Origin of the sequence: Pacificispira sp. (genome assembly GCF_965228185.1) — a bacterium.
In the GTDB taxonomy this organism is placed as follows: domain Bacteria; phylum Pseudomonadota; class Alphaproteobacteria; order UBA8366; family Aestuariispiraceae; genus Pacificispira.
On sequence record NZ_CBDDHE010000003.1, the window covers coordinates 190,131 to 201,808 of the forward strand.

Below are 11,678 nucleotides of genomic sequence, written 5' to 3' on the forward strand. Positions count from 1 at the left end.
TCTTCGGTTACTCGAGGATCTATGGGGCCGTCCGGGATCGGTGTCGCAACGTGTCCCGGGCGGCCTCGCTCTATGACGGACCGTCGACCACGGCCGCGTTCATTCTGTTGATGCTTTCCGTCGCGGGTTCGACCGCACGCCAGGACGCCTCGTCCAGTCGCGTGCCGCTCAACCCGTCGAACAGATGCACCGCCTCCGTGCTCCAGCGCAGCCGGATCGTCCGCCCTTCGGCGACCTCCTGCCGGTGCTGTAGGCGGGCGGTCAGGCGCTGGGAACCCAATCGGCAATCGACCAGATTGTCTGCGCCCAGATATTCGATGGCCTCGACCTGGACCGGAACGCCCCGGTCGGACAGGTGCAGATCCTCTGGGCGGATTCCCAACAGCAAATTGTCCGGCAGCGCGCCCCGCGCTTCGGCCAGGACCGGATCGGCGCCCGGCACACGCAGCGACTGCCCTGCACGGGACAGGGCGATCAGGTTCATCGGCGGGGTGCCGATAAAGCGGGCGGTGAAGGCCGTCGCGGGCTGATCGTAGATCTCGCCCGGGGTCCCGACCTGTTCGATGCGGCCGCCATTCATCACGATGATCCGGTCGGCCATGCTGATCGCCTCGGCCTGATCATGGGTGACATAGACCATGGTCAGGCCCAGCTTGCGCTGCAGCGCGCGCAGTTCGACGCGCATCTCGTGGCGCAACTTGGCGTCTAGATTGGACAACGGCTCGTCCATCAGGCAGATCGGCTTTTCGGCGATGACAGCGCGGCCCAGGGCGACACGCTGTTGCTGCCCGCCGGACAATTGCGCCGGGCGGCGTTCCAGAAGGTCGCTCAACCCCAGCAGCGCGGCGACCCGGTCCAGTCGTTCCTTGCGCCGTGCCGCCGGGACACGGCGGACTTTCAATCCGAACAGGATGTTCTCCGCGACATTCAGATGCGGGAACAGGGCATAGGACTGGAACACCATCGCGATCTGGCGTTCGTTGGGCGGGCGCTGGGTCACATCCTGGCCGTCGATCCGGATCGACCCGTCCGTCGCCTGTTCCAGACCGGCGATCAGGCGCAGCGTCGTGGATTTGCCGCAGCCGGACGGGCCCAAAAGCACGGTGAATTTTCCAGCTTCGGCCGTGAAGGAAATCCCGTCCACCGCCTGGGTGTCACCCCAGGATTTGCGCAGCGCGCGGGCTTCGATCTCGACGCCGGTCATACCAGCGTCTCCTCTTCGCACAGGATCAACTGCCCGCCGGCGGCGGCGATCTTGGCGCGGATCGGCGCAGGCGGCGCGCGGTCGCAGAAGATGACATCGGCATCGGTCAGCCTGCCGCCGCGCACATGGGCCGGGCGGCCGAACTTGCTGGCGTCCAGAACCAGGAAGACCGTTCGGGAATTGCGGCGGATGGCCTCGCGGACCCGGATTTCCTCCTCATGAAAATCCAGCAACTGGCCGTCCGCGTCGACGCCCCCGACGCCATAGAGCCCGATATCGACCTTGTAGCGGTCGAAGAATTCCTCGACCTCGCGGCCGACCACATCGCGGGCGCCGGTGCGGACCGGTCCGCCGGGCACATGAATCTCGGCCCCCGGTGCGGCGCAGGCGCCCATCGCGGCCATCAGACTGTTCGTGAAGACCTTGAGATCGCGATGCCGCTTCAGATGGCGAACCGCGATTTCCGGGGTCGTGCCGATGCTGACGGCCAGGCTGGCCCCGTTGGGGATATAGCGCGCGACCGTCCGGCCGATGCTTTCCTTGGCGGACTGGTTCAGGATGCGGCGTTCACCGAAGCCCAGATTGTCCAGCGGGACCGGGATTTCGGCCCCGCCATGGCGGCGCTTCAGGATGCCGAACTCGCTCAACTCATTGATGTCGCGCCGGATGGTCTGGGTGGTGACGTCGAAATGATCCGCCAGTTCCGTGACGGTCTGGAATCCGCGCTGACGCACCCGTTCGGCGATTTGCGCCTGCCGCTCCGTAATGGCGTCGAACATCCCCATCCCCGATCGCGTGAAACCCGATGGCGCCACCCTGCGGTTCGGCCAGTCGATGGGTCGGATGTACACGCGCCCGGTTTCATCCGCGCAACGATCCCGTGACGGTTTCGTTTCAAATGAACATTCGAATGAAAATTTCCCGGAGAGGCATGACGATACCTCGCAGCACGGTGATGCTGCTTCAGTGCAAACTCACAAGGGATTTCGGGGTCAGGCCAGAACAGCTTCGATCCGGCCGATGCCGTCGAATTCTCCGACGATCTGGGCGCCCAGGCGGCCTTCGAAGACCGTCGCCACGACGCCGGTGGAGACCCAGTCGCCGGCGCGCAGTCCCTTGCCGCGGCTGTTCAAGGCATTGGCCAGCCAGTGCAGGACGTTCAGCGGCCCGCCCAGGGCGGCGGCGCCGCTGCCGGTGCCCATTTCCTTACCGTCCATGGAAATACGGACCTGGGTCGCGGCGAGATCGAAATCCCGCCAATCGGCGCGGCCACGCCCGAAGGTGAAAGCATGGTTCGCGCCGCCATCGGCGATCAGCCAGTTGGCGTTGACGTCGAAGCCGCCGGTCATACGCCGGTCGACGATCTCGATTGCTGGAAACACGGCAGCAACGGCATCGGCGATTTCGGCCGCGTCATAGGCCTGACCGCGCGGCGGCAGATCGGCGGCCATGCGGAAGGCGAATTCGACCTCGACAATGTTCATCGACCCGTCCGGCGTCGGAATCCGGTTCGGCGCGGGATAGATCCAGCGATCGAACAGCGGGCCGTAGAAGGGCTCGTCGACCTTCAGCATCGCCTGAACTTCGCGGTTGGTTGCGCCGACCTTCCATCCGGCGACCGGTAGGCCCAAGGCCGCGATCATCTCGTCCTGCACCTGATAGGCCCGGTCCTGTGTGGAAGGCGCGGGACCGGCCTTGGCGGCCAGTTTCTTGCCGCTGCGGCGGGCTTCGGCCAGGGCGGCGCCGGTGGAGGCTGGATCGGTCGAAGGCGTCATGGCGCGCTAGTCCCGGTTCAAGGTTTGGGCGGCGATCAGGTCTTCGGCGACGGGTTCGCGCGTGCCGCGTTCCCAAATCCCGGTCGCACCGCGCAGCCATTGCGCCCGGTACCAGGATCCTGCTTCGTCCTTCTCCCACCAGAAGATCGGTGCGGTGAAATCGCCGACCCAGGCGAAATACAGCAGGACCGGCGCATCGCCCGTGGTCAGCGAATGGGCACGTTCGCGCGGCGTGATCGAATAACCCCCGGCTGTCAGTTCGAACGGGTCGCCATCGACGCCGTGGTGCAGGGTCAATGCGCCGGACAGGCAGAAATACAGCTCCGCCGCGACATGGGTGTGCAGCGGATAGTGGATGTTGGGCGCCAAGGTGAAGAACCCGCCGCGCAGGCGCTCGCAGCCCATGATGCCCAGCGCGCCATAGACATGGGCCGCGTACATGCCTTTCTGCAGGGCCGGGTCGACATCGGGATGTTCGCTGAGGACCGTCTTCCAACTGGTCAGGCGGGCCATATCGGGCAGGCATTCCGCCAGCGGCGCGGACACTGCGACCTGCGGCAGCGTCTCGGCAAAGGTCGGCGGCGGTGGGTTGGGGGCGTCGGCCGGGGTGTCGTCGAACCCGTCCCGCATGCCCTGAATCAGCGGGGCCAGGAACGGGAGGAGCGCAATGTCCTCCCGCGCCCGGCCGCGCAATTCCTCGACCAGCGCGGTGGTGAAGCGGATGCGCGGGTCGTCGAGGGGCATGGAATGCCTATCAGCTCAGATTGCCGCAGGCCGCCTGGATCCGCGTACAGGCTTCTTCCAGGGCTTCCGTCGACGTGGCGTAGGAGATCCGGAAATAGGGCGACAGGCCGAAGGCCGCGCCATGCACCGCCGCGACGCCCTTGTCTTCCAGCAGATAGGCGATGAAGTCCTCGTCCGTTTCCAGCACCTTGCCCGACGGCGTCTTGCGCCCGATCACGCCCGCGCAGGACGGATAGACATAGAACGCGCCTTCCGGCGTGGCGCAGGTGATGCCGTCGGCCTGATTCAGCATGCCGACAACCAGGTCGCGGCGCTCCTTGAACACGGCATTGTGCTTCTCGATGAAGGAATGATCCCCATCCAGCGCCGCGATCGCCGCCCATTGCACGAAGGTCGCGGGCGACGTCGTCGACTGCGAGTTCAGCATGTTGATCGCCTTGATCAGATCCTTGTTCCCGGCCGCATAGCCCAGACGCCAGCCCGTCATGCAATAGGCCTTGGACAGGCCGTTCAGGGTCAGCGTGCGGTCGTACAGTTTCGGTTCGACCTGCGCGATCGTGGCGAATTTGAAATCGTCATAGGTGATGAATTCGTACATGTCGTCGGTCATGACATGGACGTGGTCGCAGCCCGGCTCCAGCAGCACGGCGGCCAGCGCCTTCAGCTCGGCGGCGGTATAGGCGGCGCCGGTCGGGTTGGACGGGCTGTTCAGCATCAGCCATTTGGTCTTCGGCGTGATCGCTTTGCGCAGCATGTCCGGCGTCAGCTTGAAGCCGGTTTCCTCCGGGCAGTCGATCAGGATCGGATTGCCTTCCATCAGCGCGGCGATATCGGTGTAGCTGACCCAGAACGGCGCCGGGATCAGGACTTCGTCGCCCGGGTTCACGGTCGCCATCATGGCGTTGAAAATGGTCTGCTTGCCGCCGGCGCCGACGGTGATCTGGCTGATGTCATAGTCCAGACCGTTGTCGCGCTTCAGCTTGCGGGCGATGGCCTCGCGCAGCTGCGGAATGCCCGGGGGCGGGCCGTATTTGGTCTTGCCCGACGCGATCGCGTCATAGGCCGCCTTTTTGATATGTTCCGGCGTGTCGAAATCGGGTTCGCCCGCGCCCAGGCCGATGACGTCCCGGCCGGCCGCTTTCAACTCGTTCGCCTTCGCGGTGACGGCGACGGTGGGGGAGGGCTTGATCCGTTTCAGACGGTCCGCAAGAAAGGCCATTGTCTTCAAGGCTCCTGATTTCTAGGGATTTGGATGCGCGAACGGGGCAAACCTACGCCCGTCTTCGCCATGCTGCAACGCCATAGACGGCGAAAAATGGCGTGTTTTTTAGAATGGTCGCCAAACCGTCTTCGCCATAATCCCGCCGCAAAAGGACCGCGCCTGCGCCTTGGCCCGCCCCCGTCCGCGCCCCGATCCGGGCGCAGCCTGCACCATGACCTCAAGCTACGGAGGAACGGTCAGATGCAGGTTCAGACTTTCAGCTATCCGACACAGGCGTATCGCCTGGCGATGCGGGACCGGATCCTAGTCCGGGCGGTGTCGGTCTTGTGCTTCGCGGTCGTGCTGGCGGCCGTCTATCTGGCGCTGGCGGCGCCGGTTCGCGCCGACACGGCGATTCAGGACGACGGGTTGTTTCTGCGGCCGATGGCGGGACCGGCGGCCGGCAGCCCTGCGGCCGCGGATCCTGCCCTGGGCGAGGCGGCGCAGCGTCCCTATCGCGCCGCGCCGCGCCTGGCCCAGACCATCCGGTTGGACATTGCCGGGGTCGTGGCGCGCGGATCGGTGACGCAACTGTTCCGCAATGACAGTTCGAGCTGGGTCGAAGGCCGCTATAAATTCCCGCTGCCCAGCGACGCGGCGGTGGACCGGCTGCGCATTCGGGTGGACGATCGTGTCGTCGAAGGTGTCATCCAGGAACGCGAACAGGCGCAGCGAACCTATGACCAGGCGCGCGAGGCCGGACAGACGGCGGCGCTGCTGATGGAGGAACGGCCCAACCTGTTCACGATCTCGCTCGCCAATATCGGGCCGGGTGAGGTGATCGCGGTCGATCTGGAGTTTCAGGCCAAGGTGAATCGCGAGGGCGATGCGTTCGAGTTCCGCATGCCGCTGGTCTCCGCGCCGCGCTATCTGCCGGATATGGAGCTGTCTTCGATCGATCATCCCGCCCTGCGCGCGACCATTGCCAAGCAATTGGAAGATGCCGCGCGGCTGGGCTTCCCGATCGATCTGTCGCGGCAATCCAACCGGACGGCCCTGGAGGTCGCGTTGGACGCCGGCGCGGAGATAGCGTCCCTGGAAAGCCCGACCCATGATCTGGTCGTGTCGCGCGACGAGCAGAAGTACCGGATCGGCCTGCGTCTCGGTGAGGAACCGGCGGATCGCGACATCGTTCTGCGCTGGGCGACGGAGCGGGCGGAAATGCCCGGCGCGGCGCTGTTTCACGAAAACAGAGACGGGACGGACTATCTGCTCGCCATGATCAGCCCGCCCGATGCCCGGATTTCCGAGAAGCTGGACCGGCCGCGCGACATCACCTTCCTGATCGACACATCGGGATCGATGGATGGAGAATCGATGCGCGCGGCGAAGTCGGCGCTGGTCGAGGCGGTCCTGGGCCTGCGGCCGGACGACCGGTTCGACATCATCGAATTCGACAACGACTACAGCCGCCTGTTCGGCAGCACCCGCCCGGCGAACCTTACGGCCGTCGACGACGCGCTGCGCTTCGTGGCCGCGCTGGCCGCCGATGGCGGGACCGAGATGGCAGGCCCGCTGCGCGCCGCCATGAACGACCGGGCCGAACCGGGTTATCTGCGCCAGGTCGTCTTCCTTACCGATGGGCAAGTCGGGAATGAAGACGCCCTGTTCCGCATGATCGAGGCCAATCTGGGCAAGGCGCGCCTGTTCACCGTCGGTCTGGGCAGTGCGCCCAACGACTGGTTCATGCGCAAGGCGGCCGAACTGGGACGCGGACAGACGGTCTCCATCCCGAATGACGACGATGCGGCGGAACGGATGGCCGACTTCTATCGCGGCATCGAACAGCCGGTCGTGGTCGATCTGACCCTGGCGACGGGTGCGGGGACGGCGGAAGTCTATCCGACCCGGCTGCCCGACCTGTATGGCGCGAAATCCCTGATGATCCCGGTCGCGTTGACCGAATGGGACGGCACCTTGACCGTCGCGGGGGATACGTCGGACGGGCCGTGGCAGATCCAATTGGACCGATCCGACCTGCGTCCGGCCGCTGGGGTCGCCAAACTTTGGGCCGAAAGCAAGGTTGAGGCGATCCAGGACACGATGCGCGCCGGGGATCTGGACGCGGAGACGGGCCGTCTGGCGGTTCTGGACGTCGCGATCCCGCACCGGCTGGCCACTCGTTACACCAGTTTCGTTGCTGTCGACGCCACGCCGCGCCGGCCGGAGGGCGAGGCCCTGCGCGAAGGTGTGGTCCCCAACAATCTTCCTGACGGCATGGCGATGGGCAGCCTGGCCGGACCGGCCGGCGCGACCGGCTGGGAAGCGGATATCCGGATCGGCGTCGCCCTGATCGCCGGGTCCCTGTTCCTGTTGCTGCTGTCCCGCCGGCTGAGCGGCGGGCGAAACCGGAGGATGGTGTGATGATGCGGATACGATGCGCGATTTTCCTGGCGGGCGTTCTGGCGGCGATGGGGATGTGGCAGGTCGGTCAGTCCGCCGTCGTCCTTGCCAAGGCCTGGCTGGCCCCGGTTCTGATCGAACATTCCTGGGCCAAGGCGCAGGACGGGGCGCAGGGGGACGATCTCCACCCCTGGCCTTGGGCGGATATGGTGCCGGTGGCGAAGCTGCGCTTCCCCGCCACGGGGCAGGATCGGATTGCCCTTTCCGGCGGCAGCGGCAGCGCGATGGCCTTCGGCCCAACTCAAATCCCCCACGCGCCCCTGCCGGCCTTCTTCGGTCACCGCGACACGCATTTCACGCTGCTGCGGGATGTGGCGATCGGCGACGAGATCGAATGGCAGACCGCCGGTTCCGCCCCGCGCCGCTATCGCATTCAGGAAACCGCCGTGATGCATAAGGACCGCATCCAGGTGCCGCGTTCGGAAGACGGGCGCCTGATCGCACTGGTCACCTGCTGGCCCTTCGACGCCGTCAGCGCGGGCGGTCCCATGCGCTATGTTGTCCTTGCGGCGGCGGTCGAGGAGGAGACCGGGGACATCCTCGCCGACGCGTCACTAGGGGAACTATAGCGAAAACGGTATCGATATTAGGAAAGAATGTATTTCCGGTATGAGTTTCGGTTTCCTATCGTCGCGCCGAAAGGAGACCGGAATGACCTGCGAAGTGCAACCGGGACTGACCCATCGCCTGACCCTGACGGTGGAGGAGGCGCTGACGGTACCGGCGGTTTTCCCGGCCGCCGAGTCTTTTGCCGCCATGCCGCCGGTCTTTGCCACCGCCTTCCTGGTCGGCCTGATCGAGCGGGCCTGTATCGAGGCGCTGACGCCGCTGCTTTCGGACGGGGAGCGCACGGTCGGGACCCATGTCGATATCAGCCATTGCGCTGCGACGCCGGTCGGCATGGAGGTGACGGCGGAGGTGATTTTGGAGGCCGTATCCGGCCGCCATTTGGCCTTCCGCGTCACCGCCTGGGACGCCGCCGGCACGATCGGCGCAGGCCGCCACGAAAGACACCGCATCGACCTGCCGAGATTCCTGGAGTCCGTCGAGAGGAAACGCGCGGCGGTTTGAGGTTGGGCCGATTGGATCGGCAGATTAAGCGTCGGCTGGTTGCCCGCTACTTCTTTCGACCAACCGCCGTGAGAATTCGATTTTCCAATGTCGTCCGGGAGATCGGCTTCAGCATATAGCTGGTGACGCCGAGTTCCTTCGCCTGAAGGACACCGTCGCTGTCCGATCGACCGGTCAGGATGATGACGGGGGTATCGGCCGGGGCGCCGGCGGTGCCGGCATGAAGCATCTTTATGAAATCGAACCCGGTCTTCCCGGGCATCTCAAGATCGACGAACAGAACGTCCGGCGGGGATTGTTCGCCCTTCAGAAGGGCAATTGCCTCGTCGACCCCCTTTGCCTGCAGGATCGAGGTGATGCCGATGGTTCCCAGCGTCTGGGCGATCAGGCGGTTCATGAACGGTTCGTCATCCAGAACCAGGACCTTCAGATGCTTCAGGTCTTCCATCGAAAATCTCCTTTCGTCACGAAACCGGCCGGGCGAGCGGTTCAAGAATCACGGACCGGCAAGGCGCGCATGCCCTCTCGGCCCCTTTGAAGGCAGGCCTCCAGGCCGGTCGCCTGCGGCACGGACAGGGTTTCGATGCCGAATGCCGGCAGCGACTGCAACAAAGCCTTGTCCAGCGTCGTACGAGCCCAGGGCAGCGCCGCATGGGCCCTGACCGCTTCTGCGAATTCAACAAATGCCGATGGATCCAAGACTTCATTCCGAAGCAGATCGCTGTCAAACCCGATCCCGGCGAACAGGTTTCGCGGCAATTCCGTCAGGCGAACAGACGGCGAGTCAAACAGAAGCCAGGGCTTACTGGAACCGGATTTCAACATGCCCGCCAGATCGGCCAGCCGGCGGGCGGAGAAATCGCGCGGCAGAGAAACAATTGCCGCGATCAGCGAAACCCGGCCGGTCAGCCGTTCGCCGAGGGCCCGAAAACTTTGGACCACCGGGTCCCTGAAATGCGGAGCCGCGAGCACCCCATAATGGATCGGAACGAGAATCCGGCAGGCCTGTTCCGTCGGCAGAGCGTTAGCGGCGGCTTCGACTTCTGCCAACAGTTTCAGGTCCAGGTCGGCCAGGATTTCCGGCGGGATGCCGCGCCCGAACAAATCGAAACCCGATGAAGCCCTGCTTTCAGGCTCGCGCTTCATCGGAACGGCCAAAACACCGGACAGCGTCTTATGGGACAGATCCCAGATCCCGTCGAAGCCCGCTTCCACACGCTTGAGGTCGTGACGGATCGCCGTTTCCACCGCCGCCACCTTGTCGGCGGCAGTGACCGGGGGCGGTGATTTGGGCCGGGTCCGCGGGACGGTCGCAGGGGGCGCCTTCTCGACGGCCGGCGGTTGGGAGTCCGTCAGCGTCTGCCCGTCCTGCCATTCTCCGAACGCCGCGATTTCCCGCCAGGCAGCCGGCAAGGCCGTTTCGCCCTCGGTCCCCGCATCATCGTCCCGGTGTTTTGGTCCCCCGTCGGATGTCGCTCTGGCCAGGAGCGGGGCCAGAACCGAGCGCAACGCCTCCATATCCTGCAGCAGCACGAACCGGGCGGATTTGCCGCTGCCGGGCAAGGCCGCAGAGAGATGGAGGGACCAGTCCTCACATCCCAAAGAGTCCAGCGCGGCCCTCAGATCTTGCAAGGCCACTTCGCAGGTCAATCGGCCGTCTTGCGCGAACAGGGTTCCGAACCGCATGAAGAAGTCCGTCCAGCCGACCCGGCGGACGAATCCGGCGCTGCCGCATTGCCGGATCAGGATATCCTTGGCGGCCAGGGAAACCGCATCGATCCGTCCGGATTCCAGGCCCTCCTCCAAGGGCGGCACGATTTCGAACAGCACCACCCGACCAATGACGTCGAGCGGTTCCCGGTTCAGGATCAACGCAATCTTCGGCTTCAAATCTTCCAGCCGTTCCTGCTTCACCCGTTTCGAACGCGCAAAGGCCGCCATCGCGGGATCCGGCTTTACCGGTTCCGGCTTCTTGCGGCCCAGGAGTTTTCCGACAATGTCGAACACCGTCCCTTACTCTCCGGGCGGCAGGTCGCCCCGTGCGCGTGCCCAATCCAGCAATTCGTCGGCGGGCATGGGGCGGGCGATGAAATAACCCTGAACGACATCGACGCCGAGTTCCGCGACGATATCCCATTCGGCCTGGGTCTCGACCCCTTCCGCGACCGTGCTGAGCCCGAGTCGCCGTGCGAGATCGACACTGGATTCCAGCATCGCGCGGGCTTCTTCGTCATGGTTCGCCCCCGCGACGAAGGCGCGGTCGATCTTCAGTTCGGTGAAGGGCGCGCGCTTGAGCTGCTGCATGGAGGAGGCCCCTGTTCCGAAGTCGTCGATCGACAGGCCGATCCCTTTCATGCGCAACCGGGTCAGCACCTCCAAGGGCGCGGCGATGTCTTCCATGATGCGGGATTCCGTGACCTCGAACACAATGCGGCTCAGGTCGACTCCGGCGTCTTCCGACGCCTCGATCACGAATTGAACCAGGTCGAAGCGGGTCAGGGATTCGACCGAGAAATTCACCGCGACCTTGATATCCAACCCCTGCAGCATCCAGTCGCTGGCGCAGGACACGGCCTTCAGAAAGACCTTCTCGGTAAGGGCATCGATCAGGCCGTTATTCTCGGCGACGGAGATGAACGCCACCGGCGGGACCAGCTTTCCGTCCGCGCCGCGCCAGCGCACAAGGGTTTCAACCCCAACCAGCTTCTTGTCCGTGACGCTGACCTTGGGCTGAAAATGGGCCTCGACCGAGCCGGAATGAATTCCCGCTTCCAGTTCCTCGACCGGAACCAGGGGGATCGGGCCCCGCTTGCGGCGTTCCTGCTCCGCATTCACCTTTTCCAGCAGGGCCTGGAGTGGGTCCGGTTTGACCGGCTTCTGCAACGCCCCGAGGACCGTCAACTGATGCGCCTGCGCCAGCTGATAGGCGGTCTGCAGGACCCGCTTGTCTTCGCCGCTGACGAGAATGACCGATGCGGCAACCTCTCGCTCGGACAGGTGGCGCAGAAACTCCAACCCGTCCATGCCGGGCATGTTCAGATCCAGCAGAATGACGTTCGGCGCCGCATCCGCCAGCGCATCCAATCCAGACTGCCCACCCAGTGCCGATGAAACGGTCGTTATGCCGATCTTGTTCAGCATCCGCGTCGTCAGGTTGATCATGAATTTGTCGTCGTCGACGATCAGGGCTCTCAGCTGATCCATCTATCTCCACCCTCAG

General features: G+C 64.9%; 11 protein-coding genes. 3 read left to right on the forward strand and 8 right to left on the reverse strand.

Annotated elements, in window-relative coordinates:
- Positions 1-70 precede the first annotated feature (70 nt).
- The 5 genes from ACO06O_RS04570 to ACO06O_RS04590 all read right to left on the reverse strand — a co-directional run bounded on the left by ACO06O_RS04570 (position 71) and on the right by ACO06O_RS04590 (position 4,942).
- A complete protein-coding gene (locus ACO06O_RS04570) occupies positions 71-1,204 on the reverse strand; it encodes an ABC transporter ATP-binding protein (RefSeq protein WP_421876747.1) in 1,134 nt (377 codons plus the stop codon).
- Positions 1,201-1,983 (reverse strand): DeoR/GlpR family DNA-binding transcription regulator, encoded by a 783-nt coding sequence (locus tag ACO06O_RS04575; protein WP_421876749.1) that lies wholly within the window; start codon positions 1,981-1,983, stop codon positions 1,201-1,203. The genes ACO06O_RS04570 and ACO06O_RS04575 overlap by 4 nt, the downstream gene beginning before the upstream one ends.
- Positions 1,984-2,196: 213 nt before the next feature.
- Complete coding sequence (locus ACO06O_RS04580; RefSeq protein WP_421876752.1) at positions 2,197-2,979, reverse strand: 2-keto-4-pentenoate hydratase; 783 nt, start codon at positions 2,977-2,979, stop codon at positions 2,197-2,199.
- Between the two features lie 6 nt (positions 2,980-2,985).
- The gene (locus ACO06O_RS04585) at positions 2,986-3,723 is read right to left on the reverse strand and encodes a dimethylsulfonioproprionate lyase family protein (protein WP_421876755.1); all 738 of its coding nucleotides are present in this window, start codon (positions 3,721-3,723) and stop codon (positions 2,986-2,988) included.
- 10 nt (positions 3,724-3,733) lie between these two features.
- A complete protein-coding gene (locus tag ACO06O_RS04590) occupies positions 3,734-4,942 on the reverse strand; it encodes a pyridoxal phosphate-dependent aminotransferase (RefSeq protein WP_421876758.1) in 1,209 nt (402 codons plus the stop codon).
- A gap of 243 nt (positions 4,943-5,185) precedes the next feature.
- On the opposite strand from ACO06O_RS04590, the gene ACO06O_RS04595 reads away from it, so the two are divergent.
- The 3 genes from ACO06O_RS04595 to ACO06O_RS04605 all read left to right on the forward strand — a co-directional run bounded on the left by ACO06O_RS04595 (position 5,186) and on the right by ACO06O_RS04605 (position 8,458).
- Complete coding sequence (locus ACO06O_RS04595; protein ID WP_421876761.1) at positions 5,186-7,348, forward strand: marine proteobacterial sortase target protein; 2,163 nt, start codon at positions 5,186-5,188, stop codon at positions 7,346-7,348.
- Positions 7,348-7,956, forward strand: coding sequence for a class GN sortase (locus ACO06O_RS04600; protein WP_421876764.1), 609 nt, complete (start codon positions 7,348-7,350; stop codon positions 7,954-7,956). The genes ACO06O_RS04595 and ACO06O_RS04600 overlap by 1 nt, the downstream gene beginning before the upstream one ends.
- 82 nt (positions 7,957-8,038) lie before the next feature.
- The gene (locus ACO06O_RS04605; RefSeq protein ID WP_421876767.1) at positions 8,039-8,458 is read left to right on the forward strand and encodes a thioesterase family protein; all 420 of its coding nucleotides are present in this window, start codon (positions 8,039-8,041) and stop codon (positions 8,456-8,458) included.
- A 46-nt stretch (positions 8,459-8,504) separates the two neighbouring features.
- Here the strand turns inward: ACO06O_RS04605 and ACO06O_RS04610 are convergent, their stop codons facing one another.
- Genes ACO06O_RS04610 through ACO06O_RS04620 form a run of 3 tightly spaced genes read right to left on the reverse strand, consistent with a single transcriptional unit; the run spans position 8,505 to position 11,662 of the window.
- A complete protein-coding gene (locus tag ACO06O_RS04610) occupies positions 8,505-8,906 on the reverse strand; it encodes a response regulator (protein WP_421876770.1) in 402 nt (133 codons plus the stop codon).
- Positions 8,907-8,947: 41 nt separating this feature from the next.
- Positions 8,948-10,465, reverse strand: a complete 1,518-nt coding sequence (locus ACO06O_RS04615) for a hypothetical protein (RefSeq protein ID WP_421876774.1) — start codon at positions 10,463-10,465, stop codon at positions 8,948-8,950.
- 6 nt (positions 10,466-10,471) lie between these two features.
- Positions 10,472-11,662, reverse strand: coding sequence for an EAL domain-containing response regulator (locus ACO06O_RS04620; protein WP_421876777.1), 1,191 nt, complete (start codon positions 11,660-11,662; stop codon positions 10,472-10,474).
- Between the last annotated feature and the right edge of the window lie 16 nt (positions 11,663-11,678).

Coding starts and splice junctions, on each gene's coding strand:
- ACO06O_RS04570 (WP_421876747.1), bottom strand. CDS start 1,204: ATGACCGGCGTCGAGATCGAAGCCCGCGCGCTGCGCAAATCCTGGGGT.
- ACO06O_RS04575 (WP_421876749.1), bottom strand. CDS start 1,983: ATGTTCGACGCCATTACGGAGCGGCAGGCGCAAATCGCCGAACGGGTG.
- ACO06O_RS04580 (WP_421876752.1), bottom strand. CDS start 2,979: ATGACGCCTTCGACCGATCCAGCCTCCACCGGCGCCGCCCTGGCCGAA.
- ACO06O_RS04585 (WP_421876755.1), bottom strand. CDS start 3,723: ATGCCCCTCGACGACCCGCGCATCCGCTTCACCACCGCGCTGGTCGAG.
- ACO06O_RS04590 (WP_421876758.1), bottom strand. CDS start 4,942: ATGGCCTTTCTTGCGGACCGTCTGAAACGGATCAAGCCCTCCCCCACC.
- ACO06O_RS04595 (WP_421876761.1), top strand. CDS start 5,186: ATGCAGGTTCAGACTTTCAGCTATCCGACACAGGCGTATCGCCTGGCG.
- ACO06O_RS04600 (WP_421876764.1), top strand. CDS start 7,348: ATGATGCGGATACGATGCGCGATTTTCCTGGCGGGCGTTCTGGCGGCG.
- ACO06O_RS04605 (WP_421876767.1), top strand. CDS start 8,039: ATGACCTGCGAAGTGCAACCGGGACTGACCCATCGCCTGACCCTGACG.
- ACO06O_RS04610 (WP_421876770.1), bottom strand. CDS start 8,906: ATGGAAGACCTGAAGCATCTGAAGGTCCTGGTTCTGGATGACGAACCG.
- ACO06O_RS04620 (WP_421876777.1), bottom strand. CDS start 11,662: ATGGATCAGCTGAGAGCCCTGATCGTCGACGACGACAAATTCATGATC.